Source organism: Bradyrhizobium vignae (genome assembly GCF_900324035.1).
GTDB lineage: Bacteria > Pseudomonadota > Alphaproteobacteria > Rhizobiales > Xanthobacteraceae > Bradyrhizobium > Bradyrhizobium vignae.
In genome coordinates, this window is record NZ_LS398110.1 from 3,024,122 (window position 1) to 3,043,564 (window position 19,443).

Consider the following 19,443-nt stretch of genomic DNA (forward strand, 5'->3'; position numbering starts at 1 on the left):
TCCTCCAGAGTATTTTAACGAACGAGGCAGGGACGCTTGTCGTCGAAGGTCCAGCCGGGGATCAGGTCCTGCATGGCAATAGCGTCATCGCGGGCGGCAAGTCCATGCTGCTTGTAGAGCTCATGCGCGGCGTCGATAGCGGCCCTGTCGATTTCGATACCCAGGCCCGGCCTGTCCGGGACCGCAATTTGGCCGCCCTTGATCTGCAGCGGCTCTCTGGTCAGGGCCTGGCCGTCCTGCCAGATCCAGTGGGTGTCGATCGCGGTGACCTTGCCGGGCGCGGCTGCGCCGACATGGGTGAACATGGCGAGTGAAATGTCGAAATGGTTGTTGGAGTGCGAGCCCCAGGTCAGGCCGTTGTCACGGCAGGTCTGGGCGACGCGCACCGAGCCTTGCATGGTCCAGAAATGGGGATCGGCGAGCGGAATGTCCACCGCCCCTAAGCGCACCGCGTGGGAGAGCTGCCGCCAGTCGGTGGCGATCATGTTGGTTGCGGTCGGCAGGCCGGTGGCGCGGCGGAACTCGGCCATGATCTCGCGGCCGGAGAAGCCGGCCTCGGCGCCGCAGGGATCCTCGGCATAGGCGAGGATGCCGTGCATGTCCTTGCAGAGGCTGATCGCCTCATCCAGCGACCAGGCGCCGTTGGGGTCGAGCGTGACGCGCGCGTTCGGAAAGCGCTTTGCGATGGCAGTGACGGCCTCGATCTCCTGCTCGCCGCGGAGCACGCCACCCTTGAGCTTGAAATCGGCAAAGCCGTAATGGTCGTGGGTGGCCTCGGCGAGGCGCACCACCGTCTCCGGCGTCATCGCCTCCTGATGGCGGAGGTTGAACCATTCCGCCCCGCCGGTCTCGCCTTCCACATAGGGCAGGCGGGACTTGCGGCGATCACCGACGAAGAAGAGATAGCCGAGCGTCTCGACGCTTGTGCGCTGCTGGCCTTCGCCGAGTAGCGCGGCGACCGGCAGCCCGAGATGCTGGCCGAGCAAGTCGAGTAGCGCGGATTCGATCGCGGTGACCGCGTGGATCATCACCCGCAGGTCAAACGTCTGCTTGCCGCGGCCCCCGGCGTCGCGGTCGGCAAAGGCGGTACGGACGTCGGCGAGGATGTTGTTCATCGCCCCGACGGTCTTGCCGATCACGAGATCGCGCGCGTCCTGGAGTGTCTGCCAGATCTTCTGCCCGCCCGGCACCTCGCCGACGCCGGTGTGGCCGGCATTGTCGGTGAGGATGACGATGTTGCGGGTGAAGAAGGGCGCATGCGCGCCGCTGAGGTTGAGGAGCATGCTGTCGCGGCCCGCAACCGGGATCACCTGCATCGATGTGACGACCGGTGCACCAGAAATCTCAGTCCGGGCCATCGCACGCTCCTCCCTGTCGTCTTGTTATTCTGCAGCCTGTTGTGACGATCGTGCGGCGGGCAGCTTCTTCACCAGCGCGGTCAGTTCGGCGATCTCCTGCTCCGTGAGGTCGGTCAGCGGCGGACGGACCGGGCCGGAATCGCGGCCGATCACCTTCATGCCGGCCTTGATGATCGAGACTGCATAGCCCTTCTTGCGATTGCGGATCGCGATCAGCGGCAGGATGAAGTTCTTCAGGCCGGCGTGGATCGTCTCATGGTCGCGCTTGCGCACCGCGGCGTAGAAATTGGTGGCGAACTCCGGCACGAAGTTGAACACGGCCGAGGAATAGGTCGTCACGCCCATGTCGAGATAGGGCAGCGCGAAAGTCTCCGCGGTCGGCAGGCCGCCGATATAGGTGAGGCGATCGCCGAGCTTGGTGTAGACGCGCGTCATCAGCTCGATGTCGCCGATGCCGTCCTTGTAGCCGACGAGGTTCGGGCAGCGCTCGGCGAGGCGCGCGAGCGTATCGGGCTGGAGGATGGCGTTGTCACGGTTGTAGACGATGACGCCGATCTTAACGGAGGCGCAGACCGCCTCGACATGGGCGGCAAGGCCGTCCTGCTCGGAATGGGTGAGGTAAAGCGGCAGCAGCAGCAGGCCGTCGGCGCCAGCCTTCTCGGCACCGATCGCGATCTCGCGGGCGATTGCGGTGCCGTAGCCGGTGCCGGCGAGCACGGGCACGCGGCCCTTGGTCTCCTCGACGGCGATCTTCACGATCTGCGGAACCTCGGTCGGGGTCAGCGAGAAGAACTCACCGGTGCCGCCGGCGGCGAACAGTCCGGCAACGTCGTAGCCGCAGAGCCAGTCCATGTTGGCGCGGTAGGTCGCCTCGTCGAAGGAGTAGTCCGCCCTGAACGGCGTGACGGGGAAGGACAGGAGGCCCGATCCGATCTTCTGGGCCATCTCCTGCGGGGTCATCTTGCTCACGGGCGCTGCTCCCTTTCGTGCGTGTTGTGGAGGACGCAAGCCTGCGCGTCCATGCGCCGTGGTTTAGGAGACCGTTCGATGCGCGTCCAAGCCAAAGCCTATATCGACCGATGCAGATTGAGCATCAATCCTCCGTCAGCTCCGCGGAGGACAATTCGCCGGCGATTTTGACCAGGGCCGACAGCAGCGGATTCTCGTCGTCGCGGCGCCAGACCATGAAGAGCTCGACGGGAACGCGGGTGCGCAGCTTCAGCGGGCGCAGCCGCACGTCGGAGATCTTCAGGCTCGCGGCTGCGGCCGGCACGATGGCAAGGCCGAGGCCGGCGCGCACCATGGCGAGGATGGAGTGGATCTGGCTGAGATGCTGGACGTAGCGCGGCAGCACGTCGGCCCGGGTGAAGAGAGCCACCAGCAGATCGTGGAAGTAGCGGCTCTCATAGGGCGAATACATCACGAAGGGCTGGTCGTCGAAATCCTTGATGGTGATGCCGTCGGCGTTGGCGAGCGGATGCTTCTTCGGGATCGCGGCGAGCAGGGGCTCGGCGACGACGCGGCGGCTGGTCAGCTCGGGCCGCGCGATCGGCGGCCTGAGCAGGCCGGCGTCGATCTGGCCCGAGGTCAGCGCCTCGAACTGGTCGCCCGACACCATCTCCTTCAGCGAGAAGTCCACCTCGGGCAGCTTGGCACGGCAGGCGGCGACGAGCTCGGGCAGGAAGCCGTAGGCGGCGGCCGCGGTGAAGCCGATCTTGAGCGAGCCGGTCTTGCCGAGCGCGATGCGGCGGGCAACTTGCGAGGCGCTTTCCGCAAGCTTGAGGATGCGCCGCGCCTCCGGCAGGAAGCTGCGTCCCGCAGGTGTCAGGCGCACCGAGCGGCTGGTACGCTCCAAGAGCGGCGCGTCGATGATGTGCTCGAGCACCTGGATCTGCCGGGACAGCGGCGGCTGGGTCATGTTCAGCCGCGCGGCGGCGCGGCCGAAATGCAGTTCCTCCGCCACCGTGACGAAACAGCGGAGCTGGTTGAGGTCGAACATCGATACATGCCTTAGATGAATAAGGCGTTTCGCCGGCACTTCTAGCATCGATCATCCCCAAAACAAAGACGGCGGCCGTGAAGCCGCCGTTGAGTTGCCTGGTCAAGCTCCCATGGGAGCCCTCAGGAGGAACGTTTCAGCGTCACCCGCTCGATCTTGCCGACGATGACGAGATAGGCGAAGGCGGCCACTAGCGCGTTGAGGCCGACGAACACCAGCGCGCCGTTGAACGAGCCGGTCGCGGCCAGGATGTAGCCGATCACGATCGGCGTGGTGATCGAGGACAGGTTGCCGAAGGTATTGAACAGGCCGCCGGAGATGCCGCCGGCTTCCTTCGGCGAGGTGTCGGAGACGACCGCCCAGCCGAGCGCGCCGATGCCCTTGCCGAAGAAGGCGAGCGCCATGAAGCCGACCACCAGCGCCTGTCCCTCGACATAGTTGCAGGCGATGATCGACATCGACAGCAGCATGCCGCCCACGATCGGGATCTTGCGCGCCATGGTCAGCGAGCCGGTCCGGCGCAGGATCGCGTCCGAGATGATGCCGCCGAGCACGCCGCCGATGAAGCCGCACAGAGCGGGTAGCGTCGCGACGAAGCCCGCTTGCAGGACCGACAGCCCGCGTTCCTTGACGAGATAGACCGGAAACCAGGTCAGGAAGAAATAGGTCAGCGTGTTGATGCAGTACTGGCCGAGATAGACGCCGAGCATCATGCGATTGGAAAGCAGCTGGCGGATGTGGTCCCAGCCGGAGCCGGCCTCGGGCGCACGCGCGCGCAGCCGATCATCCTTGGGCGCGTCGAGATCGACCAGCGCGCCACCTTCCCTGATGTAGTCGAACTCAGCCTCGTTGATCGAAGGGTGCTCCTTCGGGCCATAGATGGTCCTGAGCCAGACGAGGCCCATGACGATGCCGAGCGCGCCCATCACGAAGAACACGAAGCGCCAGCCGTAGGTGTGCGCGATCCAGCCCATCAGCGGCGCGAAGATCACAGTGGCGAAGTACTGGCCGGAGTTGAAGAAGGCGGATGCGGTGCCGCGTTCATTGCCGGGAAACCAGGCCGCGACGATGCGCGCATTCGCCGGGAAGGAAGGCGCCTCCGCAATGCCGACAAGCAGGCGAAGCGCAAACAGCACGACGATGGCAGCGCCGGCGCTGAGGAAGCCGACCCAGCCCTGCATCAGCGTGAACAGCGACCAGATGATGATGCTGAAGGCATAGACGAGGCGCGAGCCGTAGCGGTCGAGCAGCCAGCCGCCCGGCACCTGCGCCACGACATAGGACCAGCCGAAGGCCGAGAAGATCCAGCCCATGGCGACGGGATCGAGATTCAGCTCTTTCGAGAGCGCGGGACCCGCGATCGAGAGCGTAGCGCGGTCGGCATAATTCACGGTGGTGACCAGGAACAACATGGTCACGATGAACAGCCTGACGCGAGACCTACTCACGTCCGCTGCGGACACCACTGCGCTCATCACGCGCCTCCTCGAAGTCGAAATGTTTTCCTCGACCCGAGTCCTAGAGGTGCGCGCGGCGGGGTGTCCAAGTTCAAGGGAGTATCGATCGATGCCGTTTTTGGATTGATGGAACGGCAGGTGAGGGGACGTTCGTGGTGATGGCGAACGCGCAAGCTTTGATGATGCGCGAGCTCGTGCTCCGCATACCGCTGTCATTCCCCGCAAAAGCGGGGAATCCAGTACGCCGCGGCCTCTCGATTGAATCACTGCTGTCACGGCGTACCAGATCGCCCGATCAAGTGTTCAGCCCGGGGACATGACCGACGGGTGTTCGGGGACATAGCCGACACATCATAGTGCAGGGATTTGGCAGTAAAGGAGGCCAAGTCCATGCCCTGGCGAGAGGTGTCGGTGATGGATCAGCGGCGGGAGTTCGTGCGGCTTGCGATGCAGGAGGGAGCGAACCGGCGGGAGCTCTGCCGGCGGTTCAATATCCATCCCGACACGGGCTACAAATGGCTTGCACGATGGCAAGCGGATCAGAATGTCGACGACCGCTCGCGCCGACCGCATGCGAGCCCGGGACAGACCGATTGCGAGCTTGAGGCACGTATTCTCGCGGTACGCGATGCCCATCCGGCATGGGGAGCTCGCAAGATAGCTCACTGCCTGGAGCGCAATGGCTTGCGTTCGCCAGCAGTCTCAACAGTTCATCAGATCTTGCGTCGGTCTGGCCGCATCAAGCCTCCGATCGGCGGCCCGACGGCAAGCCAGCGTTTCGAGATGCCGGCCCCCAATCTGTTGTGGCAGATGGACTTCAAAGGCTGGGTTCGGCTCGGCAATGATACCCAGTGCCATCCTCTGACGGTGGTGGATGACCACTCCCGCTATGATCTGTGCCTGCAGGCCTGTGCCGATCAACGCACAGATACCGTGCGCCGCCGCTTGGAGAAGACCTTTCGCCACTACGGGCTCCCGGAGGCTTTCTTCGTCGACAATGGTTCGCCCTGGGGTGATCCTTCCGGCGAGCGATGGACACGGTTCTCGGTGTGGCTGCTCAAGCTTGGCGTCGCCGTCATCCACAGCCGCCCATATCACCCGCAAAGCCGCGGCAAGAATGAACGATTCCACCGCACCCTCGCGGCTGAGGTGTTCGCACTGCGACAGTTCCGCGATCTCGCAGAGACGCAGCGTGCCTTCGACGCCTGGCGGGAAGTCTACAACTTCGAACGGCCACACGAGGCGCTCGGACAACAGGTCCCGGCCAGTCGATATCGGCCCAGCCAGCGAGCAATGCCCGATCGATTGCCACAGGTCGAATACGACAGCCATGAGATCGTGCGCCGCGTCTCCACGACCAAAGCCTATGTCAGCTTCAAGGGACGTCTTTGGAAAGTGCCACAGGCCTTCCGTGGCGAGCGCCTCGCCATCCGCCCCTCGGCAAACGATGCGCAATACGGGATCTTCTTTGCCGCCCACCAAGTCGCTATCATCGACTTGGCGAGCGGAGAATGTGTCGGCTATGTCCCCGAACACCCGTCGGTCATGTCCCCGGGCTGAACATCAAGTCGGGCGATGACACCGAGTAAGTGGAAGGAGCGTCGTGCTACTGCTGCGCGCTCGGCAGCAGCTGAGGCAGAAATCCTCGCGTCACGTTGGGAGGCACCGCGTCGAGCCCGAGCACGGCGCTTGCAGCCGGCAGTGCCGCATCCGCCATCGCGGCGTGGCCTTCGGCGCTCGGATGCACGGCGCCGCCATAAACGGCGGACAGCACGCCCCAGGTCGCGTCGTGGATGTCGGTCGGCTGGCTCGCCGCGGGCAGGCCCTGCGGATAGGTCATCGCAGCAAAATAGCTGTCGTTGGCATCGCGGATCCAGCGCGCGCGGGGCAGGTAGGCGCGATATTCCGAGGCGCCGCGACCGCACAGCATCGGCTGGCTCGCTGCGCTGACGATATCAGGATTGAAGCTCTGGCCGTTCTCGGCAAAGCAGCTGCGGTCGAATTCGGGATCGCTGCCGGAATGGGCGCAGAAGCCGTGATCGGCGAACGCGGCCTGGTGCCCGTCGACGAAGGTCATGCGGTCGGATTCGGGATCGCGGCACAGCGCGCCGCGGGTGCAGGTAGCGAGTCCCTTCAGTTGCGGCAGGAATTCCGTGTCGACGAAGGTGGAGACGCGGGCGAGGCGCTGCGGGTCGGCGTTGAAGGACGGATGGATGTCGAAGCCGGCGCGGCCGCCGCGGCAGGGCACGCCGCCGTCGGCGAGCGCAGGATTGGCATAGGAGACATAGACCACATGCGAGAGGTCGCCGCCGACGAGCGGCTTCAGCGCCTCGCGCAACTTGACGAAGTTCTGCGGCAGCTCGCGCTGCAGCGCATCGCGGGAATCATCGACGCTGGCCATCACGCCGGAGCGGCGGAACAGCGTGCGCTCGGTCGCAGTGTCGACGATGACGTCGGCGACGAGGCCGGAGAAATAGACGTCGTTGGCGCCGACCGACAGCAGCACGAGATCGAGCGTGCGGTCGGGCTGGCGTTTCTTTGCCGCGGTGAGCGCTTCGCGCAGCTCGGCGAGCTGCGCGTTCACGCTGGTGTTGCAGACACCGGTCTTGCCGGGCGGGCATTCGCGGGCGCGCTGTGAGCCGAGCAGCCCGTCGCCAATGCTGGCGCCGGTGCAGGCGAGCGGCAGGAAGGTCACGGCGATGTGGGTATAGCGCACGGCGAGCGCCAGCGCGGTACGCGCCTGATAGCTGTAGAGCGAGCGATGGCAAGGTGCGTTGAACCAGAGCGCGCTGTAACGTTGCCAGTTGGCGAGCGTATCCGGCGCCTCACAGGCGCGACCGCCCTTGAAGCCATGGCGGCTCGGCCGGTAATACTGCGCGCCTGCAGTGCCGAGATAGGAGCGGAAGCAAAATCCTTCATCTGCCAGTGCCAGCGGCCGATCCGGATTGCCTTCGCCGGAGGCGATGCTATCCCCTAGGCCAGCGACGAAGATGTCGCGGACCTGAATCTCGGTCTGGACCCGCTGGGTCGGATCGGAGCCGGCTGAGACGTCGACGGTCGCGACCGTCGGCTTGCCGTAGCGGACGCGCAAATTGATCGGCTCGGCGCAGTCGAAGGTCGAGGCTTGCGGTCCATCGCCATCATCGAACGACCAGGTGCAGATGGCGCCGACCGGCACCGCGCCGGTCAGGCGTACCGTCACCGGATGGTCGATCGGTGTAATGTAGTTCTCTTTGACGTTGTCGCGGGTGCAAGGCTGGTTGACCCGGCCCTGGAGGTCGATGCACAGGCGGTTGACCATGTTGCGGGCCCAGCCGCGGCCCTCGCTCTGGAGCTCCAGTGACTGCTCGGCGGCAAGGATGCTGCGGTTACGCGCGTTTTCGACATGGAGCAGGAAGTCGCGCTCCTCACGGAACAGCCGGAAGCGGTTACGTACCTCCCAGGTGATTTGCAGGGCATCGTCCTGTGCGGCAGCGGGCTCGGGCGGCAAAATCGTCAGCAACCCGACAAGCAGCAGGGCGCCTGCGGAGAGGGTTTTAAGCGATGATCGGAACATGGCCCGCGTCTTCAACGGCAAAGTTGAGGCGGAAATAAGAGAGCATTGCTCACCCGCCTGCAACCTTTGTCTCAGGGGAGACCTAGCGCTTGGCGACTTGGCGCAGCGACCGCTCACGTTCCATGGTCGTCACCTGCTTGGGCAGGTTGGCCTGCGCGCAGGCCTCCGCCAGCCGCCGTCGTTCCTGCCACGGCTTGACCACGTTCATCCAGAGCTCGCGCGCGCCCATGATGGAGATGGCAAGGGCGAACGGGATCACGAAATAGAGAAGACGGAACACCAGCAGCGTCGCCAGCAGCTGTTCGCGGCCGAATTCCGGCAGCGCCACCAGCATGGCTGCATCGAACACGCCAATCGAGCCGGGCGCGTGGCTGGCAAAGCCGATCAGGGTCGCCAGAATGAACACGACGGCGAGCGACATGAAGTCGATCGGCGGGCTGGCCGGCATCAAGAGGTACATGGCGGTGGCGCAGAAGCCGAGATCGACCACGCCGATCAGGATCTGCACCAATGTCAGCGGCGCCGATGGCAGCACCACCTTCCAGCCCTTCTGGCCGAGCTCGCGCCGCTTTGCGCCCATGCAGAGCCAGACCAGATAGGCGCCGATCGAGGCGAGGCCGCCGAGCGCGATCAGGCGGTTGAGCGGCGCGGGCAGCTGGTCCATCGCGGAGGCGGCATCCGGATGGATGGCCATGCCGATCGAGAGCACGAAGATGTTACCGAGCCAGAAGGTCAGGCCCGACAGGAAGCAGATCTTCGCGACGTCGATCGCGTTCAGCCCGTAGTCCGAATAGATCCGGAAGCGGATTGCCCCGCCGGTGAAGACGGTGGCGCCGATGTTGTGGCCGATCGAATAGGACGTGAAGCTGGACAGCGCCGCGATGCGATAGGGCACGTGCTTCTTGCCGATCGTTCGCAGCGCAAAAAAGTCGTAGAAGGTCAGCGTGCAGAACGCAAAGAAGACGCAGATCGCCGCCAGCCCGATACTGCCGCGCGGAATCTCGGTCAATGCGGTCAGGATGACCCCGGTATCGATGCCCTTGAGGGTCCGCACCAGCGTTGTGATCGCGAAGGCGATGATGAAGACGCTCGCGGCAATTCCGAGCCGTCGCCAGCCGATCCATCTTTTGAAGCCGCGCTTCAGCGCGGGCAGCAGTCCGTGCATTCATCCTCCCGGCGGGGGCAAAGACGACCGGGCCAGGCATTGGCCGGTCAGGCGCGATCACGGCCAAAGGCAAGCATCGATCGCTAGGCATGATCCAGCTCATTTAAGGCAAAAACAGCGGCTTGTGCAGCCCTTGACAACATTAGGTTCTGCGTTGGACCGGCCACTTTTGTCATACGCGGTTCACATCGGGTGCGCCTTAAGCATATGAGTCGTGAAACCGGCTCCGCTCGCGCGCTTAGTGTGCCAGCATGATTTCAAATCTTGGCGCCGTCCGCATTGTTCCAGCGCAAGTGGTCATCGGCCTTTTTGGAACGTCGATACCGCGTGCTCGTTAGGCTCGATCAGCAATCGAACATGGCGGAATATGCGGCTTTTCATGCAAGCCGACGCCTCCGTGTTCCCAAAACCGAGAGGACCGGAACGATGGGACTGTTCACAAAGGACATCAAGACCATGAACGATCTGTTCGTGCATCAGCTCCAGGACATCTATTATGCCGAGCAGCAGCTCACCAAGGCGCTGCCGAAGATGGCAAGCAGGGCCACCGATCCGCAGCTGAAACAGGGCTTTTTGACGCACCTAGAGGAAACCAATCAGCACGTCACCCGGCTCGAGGAAGTATTCAAGATGCACGGCGTCGCCGTGAAGGCGGTCGACTGCCCGGCCATCGACGGCATCATCGAGGAAGCCGACGAGACCGCGGGTGAGGTTGCGGACCAGGCGGTGCTGGATGCGGCCCTGATCAATGCGGCGCAGGCCGCCGAACATTACGAGATCGCCCGCTACGGCAGCCTGATCGCCTGGGCCAAGCAGCTCGGCCGCAATGACTGCGCGGCTGTGCTGGCCAAGACGCTCGAGGAAGAGAAGGCGACCGACAAGAAGCTGACGGCGCTTGCGGAGAGCAAGGTGAATCTGCGCGCGGCGAGCTGAGGCGAATGTAGCGGAACGATATCGGCAACGCCGCGCCGTCAGCGCGGCGTTCTCGATTCAGCGATCCGAATATCTGAGGCCGAAGCCGAGCGCGATCACGGCAAAGGCCGCGATCATCGCGGCGAAGACCAGGCTCGCAACACGCGGGCTTGCCAGGGTCGAGATCACGCCGATGCCGATCACCGGCAGGGCGTTGCCGAGAAAGCCGCAGATGAAATAGGCCGAGACCACTTCCGCGCGACGATCCTCCGGCGCGATCTGGTTCACCACCTGCAGGCTGCCGCGATAACCCAGTCCCACCGCGACGCCGCATAGCGCGGTCGCGGCGATCATCAGGGCGAGCGAGCCTTGGAACTGTGCGGCGACGATCAATGACACGCTCGGGAGCATGAGGCCCAGCGAGCACAGCATGGCCGTCCGGCTCGGCAGCGGCCGCGTCAGCGCGATGACGATGGCAACCGTCGCAGCGAGCTCGAGGAAGACGGCCCCCGCGATGGCGTGGCTGGTCTCGTGCAGCTCGTTGGCGAGCACACTCGGCACCAGCGCGGCAAAGAACGCCACCAGAGCCATCGCGCCGAAGCCAGTCACCGCCGGTGCGACGAACGCCGCGCGAATGGCGGTGGGCACGGCTGCGCGCGGACGGAGCGAGACCTGCCTGAGCGCATCGAGAGGCCGGGGAACGGTTTCGCCGGCAAAGGCGATCAGGATGACCGTCATCATGAGAGCCGCAAGATAGGCAATGAAAGGGGTCCGCAACGGATGTGGTGCGTAGTCGGCGAGCAGGCCCGCGATCACCGCACCGATACCGAGGCCAGCGAAGTTTGCGGACGTCGCGACGACGGTGGCGCGGGATTTGTCCGTCTCGTCGATCAACTCCGAAAGCCACGCCGTGCCGGTTCCCGCACCGATCCCGATCGCCAACCCGCTCAGCACCCGCCCCACATAGAGCGCCGCGATGCCGTGCGCGAACAGGAACACCAGCGCGCCGATGATGGCGATGGCCGTTGCGATTGCGGCCGTCCGGCGGCGGCCGATCTGGTCGGAGATGCGCCCGAACACCAGCAGCGCTGCCAGATTGCCGATCACATAGGCCGCGTAGATCAGCGTCAGGGTGACCTGCGCGAAGCCGAACTGCCGCTCGTATATCACATAGAGGGGCGTCACCACGGTGCTGCCGGCAAACAGCACCGCGATCAGGGCGGCGACGGTTGCAAGGGTCGCGGTCCTGCTGAACTCCGACTCGGCGCGTGATGGAACGGAGGTGTGCTTCGTCGCCATGCATGACCCCTGGATGTAGGTTCACGGCACCCAACTCGAAGCAATCATGCGCCGTTCCCTGTGCAGCCGGCGCGGCTGGCCTGCGCGCGTGAAGATTGACTATCCAGGCAGAGCCCATCCCCCGTTGAAAAGACGACAGCGAAGGACATTCGGACCGCAACGAACGGTTGATTCTGGAAGCGCCTGTTCACCATCCGGCAAGCCAGTCCTCCTCCGTTACCCAAAATCCACCACTTGCCCGCTCTGGTAATGGCAGGTTTGGGGAAAGCTCATGTACCAGGTGCTTTACTGTCTGACGGATGAACACGACTGGCGACTGGTCGCGCTTGGCGGCGCGGTTTGCCTGCTCGCCAGTTCGGCTGCAATCAGCCTGTTTCACCGGGCGCGCGCGACGCGAGGATCGGGGCGCCTGGTATGGTTAACGCTCGACGCAGTCGTTGCCGGCTGCGGCATCTGGGCGACGCATTTCATCGCCATGCTGGCGTACGGCCCGGGTGCCGTCGGCGCCTATAACGTGCCGGTGACGCTGCTATCGCTGATCTTCGCCATCGCCGTCACATTTGTCGGCTTGAGTGTTGCGGTTTCGACCATGCGACCCAGCCTCGTTGCACTCGGAGGGGCGATTGTCGGAGGCGGCGTGGCGGCGATGCACTATACCGGCATGATGGCCCTCGAGATCCCTGCGCGCGTCAGCTGGGCAACCGGCACCGTGGCCGCGTCGATCCTGCTTGGGCTCGTCTTCGGTGCATTCGCACTCCATGTCGCTGGACGACGCGAAAGCTTGTCCGGCGCGCTCGGCGCCACTGTGCTGCTGACGATCGCCATCGTCTCGCATCATTTCACGGCTATGGGCGCAGTGCAATTGACGCCGGATCCGGCATTGGCGATCAGCGGACTGTCGATCCCGCCGACATCGCTGTCGGTTTTCACCGCGAGTGCTGCGGCTGCGATCATCGTGATCGCACTGGTAGCAGCGCTGCTCGACCGCCGCGCCAAGGGCGAGCTGGGCCGCCAGCAGATCGTGTTGGACAGCGCGCTGGAGAACATGTCGCAGGGACTGTGCATGTTCGATGCGGACGGCAAGATCATCCTGTTCAACGAGCGCTATGCCGCGATGCTCCGCCGCACCGACATTGCATTGACCGGTCGCCTGCTGGTCGACGTGCTGCGGGAAGAGCAGGCCAAGGGCGAGTGGCAGGGCAATGCCGATGAATTCTTCGCACGTCTCGTCGCCGACGCGCGCGAGGGCCGCACCACGACCGAAATCGTCAATCGGTCGGGCCGTTCGATCCGGGTCGTCAACCAGCCGATGCAGGGCGGCGGCTGGGTGGCCACCTTCGAGGACATCACCGAATGGCTGGAGGCGCAGGCCAAGATCTCACACATGGCCCGCCACGATGCGCTGACCAGCCTGCCGAACCGGGTGCTGTTCCACGAGGAGCTCGAGCAGGGCCTGCGTCGCACCAAGTCGGGCGACCAGCTCGCCGTGCTTTGTCTCGATCTCGATCACTTCAAGGACATCAACGACTCGCTCGGCCATCCCATCGGCGATGCGCTGCTCAAGGAGGTCGGCCGCAGGCTCAAGGCCACCGTCGGCGAGAACGACACCGTGGCGCGGCTCGGTGGCGACGAGTTCGCGGTGGTCCAGATCGGACGTTCCGAGGAGACCGCTGCGAGGTCCCTCGCCGGGCGCCTCGTCGAGGTCATCTCGGCACCCTACGAGATAGACGACCATCAGATCGTGATCGGCGTCTCGATCGGCATCTCGCTGTCGCCGCAGGACGGCAGCAATCCGGATGAGCTGTTGAAGAACGCAGACCTTGCGCTCTATCGCGCCAAGGCGGACGGCCGCGGCACCTATCGCTTCTTCGAGACCGGCATGGATGCGCGCGCGCAAGCCCGGCGCCTGTTGGAAATGGATCTGCGCGCGGCGCTGCAACGCGACGAGTTTCAGGTCTATTATCAGCCGATCCGCGACGTCGCCAGCGGTCGCGTCGTTGCTTTCGAGGCGCTGTTGCGCTGGCACCATCCGCAGCGCGGGCTGATCGCACCCATCAGCTTCATTCCGCTCGCCGAGGAGACCGGGCTCATCGTTCAGCTCGGCGAGTTCGTGTTGCGCTCCGCCTGCACCGACGCAGCCACCTGGCCCGACGATGTCGATGTCGCCGTCAATTTGTCGCCGGTGCAGTTCAAGAGCCCGCACCTGATCACGTCCGTGACCGAAGCGCTGACCGCTTCGGGGCTTGATGCGCGCCGTCTCGAGCTCGAGATCACCGAATCGGTGCTGCTCCAGAACGGCGAGGCAACGCTGACGACCCTGCACGAGCTGCGCGCCATGGGCGTGCGGATCTCGCTCGACGATTTCGGCACCGGCTATTCCTCGCTGAGCTATCTGCGCAGCTTCCCGTTCGACAAGATCAAGATCGACCGCTCCTTCGTGTCGGAGCTGGCGACGCGCGAGGATTCCATGGCGATCATCCGTGCGGTGACCGGCCTCGGCCGCAGCCTCGGCATCATCACCACGGCGGAAGGCGTCGAGAACGACGTGCAGCTCGAGCTGCTCCGGCGCGAAGGCTGCACCCAGGCGCAGGGTTATCTGTTCAGCAAGCCGCGGCCGGCGTCCGATGTGGCGATGATGCTGGACCGCCCGCGGCTGCGCGCATCGGCTTGAGCGCGGTCCGCCGCCCTAGCTTCACCTCTACCCAGCGGGGAGAGGTCGGATTGCTATGGCGCGCAATTGCGCGCCTGAGCAATCCGGGTGAGGGGCCGCAGCGTTCAGTGCCACTGTAACCTCTCACCCGGATCGCATCTTATGATGCGATCCGACCTCTCCCTACGGGAGAGGTGAAGCTAGGCGGCAATCGTGTTAGCCGCGGCGCAGCGCGAAATGCGCGCCGCAGAACGCCATCACGGCACCGAGGCACAGGGCGGCGAGCCCGGCGAGCACGCCCGAGACGGTCGGGATCGGGCTCGGCGCCGAGGCCGCCTGGCCCGCTCCCGCAAGCAAGAGCACGCCGACCGCGATCAGGAATTGCCGCATCCGTTGCGGGATCTGTCCGGAAACGGCGCTCTGCATCAGGCTCGCCGTGAAATAGCCGCCGGAGAAGCCGACCGTGGCGATCAGCCACCAGGCGATCGCCGCGCCCGCGGGGATGAACTCATGCGTGTCGGAGCGCCAGAGCCCGCCGAGGTCGAGACCGTAGCGCGCGCCCAGCATGTGCACCGCGAGCGCCAGCAGCACGCCGGAGATCATTGCGGCGCCGAGAATCAGGTGGCGCGGAAAATAGGTCGTCTCAGCCATGCCTCGCTTGTAGGATGGGCAAGGGCGATCGCGCAAGCCGATCGCGAATGGGATCATGATCGATATGCAGCGAGCTGAAGCTGGTTCGGCCACGAGCTACGCCTACAAGGCCTCGCTGATCGGCTCGGCGCATCGATTCGAGCTGACGGAGCAGGGGCTGTCCTGGCACGTCGCCGGACGCTCCGGCCTGTGGCGCTACGACGAGATCTCGGCGATCCGGCTGTCGTTCCGGCCGGTCTCGATGCAGCAGCACCGCTTTCGCGCCGATATCAGCCGCGACGGCGGCGGCCGCGTCGCGATCCTGTCGACGAGCTGGCAGACCGCGGCCCTGATGGCGCCGCAGGACAATGGCTTTCGCGATTTTCTCATCGAGCTCCATGCGCGGATGGCGAAAGCGGGCAGCCGCGCGGAATTGACCGCAGGCCTCGGTCGCACGACCTATGCGGCGGTGCTGGCGTTCCTGTCGGTGCTGACGCTGGCCATGACGGGGCTGCTGATCAGCGCCCTGATGATCGGCGAGTTCGCGGGCGCGCTGTTCATTGTCGGCTTTGCCGCGCTGTTCGCCTGGCAGATCGGTGGCTTCGTCCGGCGCAACCAGCCGCGGAGCTACAGTTTCGATCAATTGCCCCGGTCCTTGCTGCCGTAGACCGATCGCTACTCCGTCGAATCAAAATCCTCTTCCTTGGTGCCGAGCAGCGAGACGATGGTGCGCAGGCCGGAATCGAGCTGCTCGGGTGAGGGCGGAGCAAGCGCAAGCCGTACGGCGTTCGGTGCATGTCCATGCGCGATCGCGAAGGTCGAGGACGGCGTCAGCGCGATGCCGCGCCTTGCGGCTGCGGCGACGAAGGTCTGCGAGCGCCAGTGCGGCGGCAGCGTCAGCCAGAGATGATAGGACCGCGGATCGGCGGCGAGCTGGTAGCCGGCGAGCAGCCTCGCCGCGGTCTGCTGGCGCCGCGCCGCATCGATGCGTTTCAGACGCGTCAGCTCGGCGACGGTGCCGTCGGCCATCAGCCGTTGCCCGGCCGCCAGCGCATGGCCGGAGGCGATCCAGCCACCGGTGCGGACCGCGCTCATCACACCTTCGCGCAAGTGAGGCGGTGCGACGAGAATGCCGAGCGCAAGGCCCGGCGCGACCTTCTTGGACAGGCTGTCGATCACGATGCAGCGGTCGGGCCCGAGTGCGGCCAGCGGTGTGTCGTCGGCGAGGAAGCCGTAGACGGCGTCCTCGATGATGGTGAGATCGAGCTTCTCGGCGACGCGCATGATGTCGGCGCGCCGCGTCGCGTTCATGGTGACGCCGAGCGGATTCTGGATGATGGGCTGGAGATACAGCGCCGACAGGTGCGCCTCGCGATGCGCCTTCTGGATGGCATCGGGACGCGCGCCGAATTCGTCCATCGGAATCGGGACGAGCGTCACACCGAGCCGCGCGGCGATGCTCTTGACGTAAGGATAGGTCAGCGCTTCGACACCGCAGCGGCCACCGGTCGGAACGAGCGCCGCAAGCGCGGCCGCGAGCGATTGCTTGCCGTTGGCGGTGAAGAAGATCTGCTCGGCCTGAGGCGCAAAATCCTTGCGCGCGAGATAGGCGGCGGCAGCGACGCGCGCGCTCTTGGTGCCGGTGCTGGTCGAAACGCGCAGCGCGGATTCGAGCGCGTCGATGCGCTCGAGCCCCGCGAGGCTCTTGGCGATCATCGCCCATTGCTGCGGCAACAGCGGATAATTGACCTCGAGATTGATGCGCGCATCGGCCGGCTCGCTCGTGGTTTCGACCTCACGCCTGACGTCGCCGGAGATGAACGTGCCGCGCCCGACCTCGCCGACCACTAGCCCGCGGCGGAGCAATTCGGTGTAAACCCGGCTCGCGGTCGAGACCGCGATCCCGCGGTCATAGGCAAAATTGCGCTGGGGCGGCAGCCGATCGCCGGGTCTTAACGTGCCGTTAGTGATATCGGCCGCAATGGCATCGGCAAGCTTCACGTACTCGAACTTGGACATTATTGCACCGAGAGCAATGTTTTACTTGCTCCGAGGAGTGTACTGGAGCATTTAAGTTCCATCAAGTTCCGCGATTGAGCCGAGGGGAGCGAGAGCAATCCGACGGCAAATGAGGTGCAGGCGCTGACAGCGTCCGCGCCAACGGCACCTGCTTCGCCGCGCGGGACAACAGGCCGGAGAAGAAAAATGACCACGATCTCGCAAACTGCCGGGCGGAGTTTACGCCCATCCTCAATGAGCGGATTTTTCACTGCGCTCACCCATAGCGTCTCTGCGTTGTTCAACCGTCTCGAGCGCCGCTCTGCCGTCAAGACGCTGAACGAGCTCGACGACCGCGCCCTGCGCGACATCGGCATCACGCGCAGCCAGATCGAGGATGCTGTTTACGGGCAGTTCAAGACCGAGCTGTCGCGGTATTTGTGAGTCGGCTCAATCACTGCTGTCTCGGAGTACCGGATCGCCCGGTTAAACCGGGCGATGGCAGCGAGCGTGTCGCCGCAGACATGCATATGCATCCTCGCGGCTCATCTCGCCCGAGCTTTGCCTTGATGCCTTCGGCGATCGGCCGGCCTCAAGGCTGGCGCTGGCGCGCCCCCGCCTGCGGCGGCTGACGGCCTTGCCCCCGTCCGCTCACCGGTCTGTTGGCTTTGCATGCGCTCGGTGGAGTACCGAGCGCGACGAGATGCGCTCGTTCAGTTCAGCGCGTAGCGGCTGGGATCCCACTTCTGCCGTCGTGCGATCATCGTGTTGAGGATGACGATCAGCTTGCGCATGCAGGCGATGATGGCAACCTTCGGTTCTTTTCCCTTGGCAATCAGGCGCCGATAGAGGCCTTCAGAACGGGGTTATTCAGCGTGGCTGCGCCGACACAGGGCATGTAGATGGCATTGCGGACCCAGCGGCGGCCTCCTTTGATGTGGCGCTCGCCGCGTCGCTTTCCGCTGTCATCGTCATAGGGAGCAACGCCGATCAAGGCCGCGGCGATCTGGTTGCTCACCTCGCCAAGCTCCGGCATGCCTGCGACGAGGTTTGCGGCGCTCGTCTCGGCAAAACCCGGCACGCTCTCGATGATCTCGACGCGCTCGGCAAAATCCGGCGTGGACTTGATTTGGGCGCGGATGGCAGCCTCGAGCTTGGCAATCTCGCTGGCCAGGCTCTTCAAGATGCGGGCATGCGTTTTCTGAGCCAATCCCGGCGCAGCATGTTCGGTTTGGCCAACCAGGCGTATCCTGGAATCGATCAGATCCAGGCGCGCCTTCACCAACGCCTGCAACTCCTCACGTGCCGCATCGTAGGTCTGGCTCGGTGCATCGTTGAACGTCTCGGCGAACCAGGCGATCATCTCCGCATCGATCGTATCGTTCTTGGCCAGCCGTCCGGCCGACAGCGCAAAACTGCGGACCCGCTTGGGATCGACGATCCGAACCTCAATGCCGGCCTCGCGCAGCACCTTGGCCCAGACGCGCTCATAGCCGCCACTCGCTTCCATCACCGCCTTGCCCACTTGGTGCTTGCGAAGCCAAGCGACCAGCTTGCGGTGGCCCTGGGTGGCGCTTGGGAAGACTTGCCTCGCTCCCAACGAACGAATGCACACATCCACCTTGTCCTTGGCAACGTCGATACCCATGACAACAACATCATTTTGTGCCATCATCCACTCCCTTCCTTGCTCGGTTCGGGCTAGAAGCCCCTGCAACTGTTCGGGTTGAGGAAGACACCGGAGCTGTCCCTCGCTCTCGCACAGGCTCTGGTCGCCTTTGGGCGCAACGGGCTCAGTTCCAGCAACGGGCGGTTCTGATCCAACCGCCCGTTTGCACATTCTGACAGATTTCCGGGACACAAGGGCGCAGGGAAGGCCGCATAGGCGTTAAGGTAGCGCGAGCATCGATTGATACGGACGTATTCGAGGAGGCTCGCGCAGGTGCCGCCCAAGCGCTCGCTTTCTGCGGCGAAAGCAACGGATGGTTGGTTGTGGAATGACGCGTTGACCCACCGCTCGCGCGTTTTGCCCGTCAGGCAACACAAGGCCTCGTAGCAGATTGAAGCGAAGCGACATCCGGAATTCGCGGCACGAGCTGTCCCCACAGCGCATCGCCGATTGCGAGCGGGGCCTCGTAGGTCCATTTCCGCCAGAACTGCTTCACGACATTGCTCCGAGATGAGGGGCTGATTGCTACTGCGCGCGTTGACCCACCGCTCGCGAAAGCATCGGATTGCACTCTCCGCTCCATCCGGGCTGTGCAACGATCTGGGGCCTGGCTTGGATCAGACGCACACGAGTGCCAAATCCGGGGCGAGCCAGCGTGCGGAGTCTATTTCCGTTGCGTAAGCACGCTGCAGTCTCGGCAGGCCACTTCCGGATCTGGGGAATGAGCGGACATCTGGAGCACTCGAACCA

General features: G+C 64.6%; 15 protein-coding genes. 5 read left to right on the forward strand and 10 right to left on the reverse strand.

The genetic code is table 11. The features are described 5' to 3' along the window. Positions 1-14 precede the first annotated feature (14 nt). The 4 genes from gudD to BRAD3257_RS14525 all read right to left on the reverse strand — a co-directional run bounded on the left by gudD (position 15) and on the right by BRAD3257_RS14525 (position 4,832). Positions 15-1,358 (reverse strand): glucarate dehydratase, encoded by a 1,344-nt coding sequence (gene gudD / locus BRAD3257_RS14510; protein WP_122402393.1) that lies wholly within the window; start codon positions 1,356-1,358, stop codon positions 15-17. A gap of 24 nt (positions 1,359-1,382) precedes the next feature. Then, positions 1,383-2,327: a 5-dehydro-4-deoxyglucarate dehydratase gene (kdgD, locus tag BRAD3257_RS14515; RefSeq protein ID WP_122402394.1), complete on the reverse strand. Its 945-nt coding sequence runs from the start codon at positions 2,325-2,327 to the stop codon at positions 1,383-1,385. 124 nt (positions 2,328-2,451) lie between these two features. Beyond that, positions 2,452-3,357: a LysR family transcriptional regulator gene (locus BRAD3257_RS14520; protein ID WP_122402395.1), complete on the reverse strand. Its 906-nt coding sequence runs from the start codon at positions 3,355-3,357 to the stop codon at positions 2,452-2,454. 122 nt (positions 3,358-3,479) lie between these two features. Next, positions 3,480-4,832 carry an MFS transporter gene (locus tag BRAD3257_RS14525; protein ID WP_162500205.1) on the reverse strand — a complete coding sequence of 451 codons (1,353 nt, stop codon included), beginning with the start codon at positions 4,830-4,832 and terminating at the stop codon, positions 3,480-3,482. Between the two features lie 372 nt (positions 4,833-5,204). On the opposite strand from BRAD3257_RS14525, the gene BRAD3257_RS14530 reads away from it, so the two are divergent. Beyond that, a complete protein-coding gene (locus BRAD3257_RS14530; RefSeq protein WP_122402397.1) occupies positions 5,205-6,374 on the forward strand; it encodes an IS481 family transposase in 1,170 nt (389 codons plus the stop codon). A gap of 46 nt (positions 6,375-6,420) precedes the next feature. Here BRAD3257_RS14530 and BRAD3257_RS14535 read toward each other — a convergent pair whose 3' ends face one another. Then, positions 6,421-8,370 carry an SGNH/GDSL hydrolase family protein gene (locus BRAD3257_RS14535; RefSeq protein WP_122406563.1) on the reverse strand — a complete coding sequence of 650 codons (1,950 nt, stop codon included), beginning with the start codon at positions 8,368-8,370 and terminating at the stop codon, positions 6,421-6,423. An 82-nt stretch (positions 8,371-8,452) separates the two neighbouring features. Next, complete coding sequence (locus BRAD3257_RS14540; RefSeq protein WP_122402398.1) at positions 8,453-9,535, reverse strand: lysylphosphatidylglycerol synthase transmembrane domain-containing protein; 1,083 nt, start codon at positions 9,533-9,535, stop codon at positions 8,453-8,455. Between the two features lie 426 nt (positions 9,536-9,961). Here BRAD3257_RS14540 and BRAD3257_RS14545 point away from each other — a divergent pair, with 426 nt between their 5' ends. Continuing rightward, positions 9,962-10,468, forward strand: coding sequence for a YciE/YciF ferroxidase family protein (locus BRAD3257_RS14545; protein ID WP_122406564.1), 507 nt, complete (start codon positions 9,962-9,964; stop codon positions 10,466-10,468). A 57-nt stretch (positions 10,469-10,525) separates the two neighbouring features. Here the strand turns inward: BRAD3257_RS14545 and BRAD3257_RS14550 are convergent, their stop codons facing one another. Beyond that, on the reverse strand, positions 10,526-11,746 hold the full coding sequence (locus tag BRAD3257_RS14550; protein WP_122402399.1) for an MFS transporter: 1,221 nt from the start codon (positions 11,744-11,746) through the stop codon (positions 10,526-10,528). Between the two features lie 271 nt (positions 11,747-12,017). Between BRAD3257_RS14550 and BRAD3257_RS14555 the strand changes: the two genes are divergently transcribed. Further along, positions 12,018-14,417 carry a bifunctional diguanylate cyclase/phosphodiesterase gene (locus tag BRAD3257_RS14555; RefSeq protein WP_122402400.1) on the forward strand — a complete coding sequence of 800 codons (2,400 nt, stop codon included), beginning with the start codon at positions 12,018-12,020 and terminating at the stop codon, positions 14,415-14,417. A gap of 195 nt (positions 14,418-14,612) precedes the next feature. Here the strand turns inward: BRAD3257_RS14555 and BRAD3257_RS14560 are convergent, their stop codons facing one another. Then, positions 14,613-15,047: a hypothetical protein gene (locus tag BRAD3257_RS14560; RefSeq protein WP_122406565.1), complete on the reverse strand. Its 435-nt coding sequence runs from the start codon at positions 15,045-15,047 to the stop codon at positions 14,613-14,615. 55 nt (positions 15,048-15,102) lie between these two features. Here BRAD3257_RS14560 and BRAD3257_RS14565 point away from each other — a divergent pair, with 55 nt between their 5' ends. After that, a complete protein-coding gene (locus tag BRAD3257_RS14565; RefSeq protein WP_407119664.1) occupies positions 15,103-15,693 on the forward strand; it encodes a hypothetical protein in 591 nt (196 codons plus the stop codon). Between the two features lie 8 nt (positions 15,694-15,701). Here BRAD3257_RS14565 and BRAD3257_RS14570 read toward each other — a convergent pair whose 3' ends face one another. Beyond that, positions 15,702-17,045 carry an aminotransferase-like domain-containing protein gene (locus BRAD3257_RS14570; RefSeq protein WP_122402401.1) on the reverse strand — a complete coding sequence of 448 codons (1,344 nt, stop codon included), beginning with the start codon at positions 17,043-17,045 and terminating at the stop codon, positions 15,702-15,704. 186 nt (positions 17,046-17,231) lie between these two features. Here BRAD3257_RS14570 and BRAD3257_RS14575 point away from each other — a divergent pair, with 186 nt between their 5' ends. Next, positions 17,232-17,468, forward strand: a complete 237-nt coding sequence (locus tag BRAD3257_RS14575) for a DUF1127 domain-containing protein (RefSeq protein ID WP_122402402.1) — start codon at positions 17,232-17,234, stop codon at positions 17,466-17,468. A gap of 391 nt (positions 17,469-17,859) precedes the next feature. On the opposite strand, the gene BRAD3257_RS14585 is transcribed toward BRAD3257_RS14575, so the two are convergent. Next, positions 17,860-18,864 carry an IS110 family RNA-guided transposase gene (locus BRAD3257_RS14585; RefSeq protein WP_244607951.1) on the reverse strand — a complete coding sequence of 335 codons (1,005 nt, stop codon included), beginning with the start codon at positions 18,862-18,864 and terminating at the stop codon, positions 17,860-17,862. Positions 18,865-19,443 lie beyond the last annotated feature (579 nt).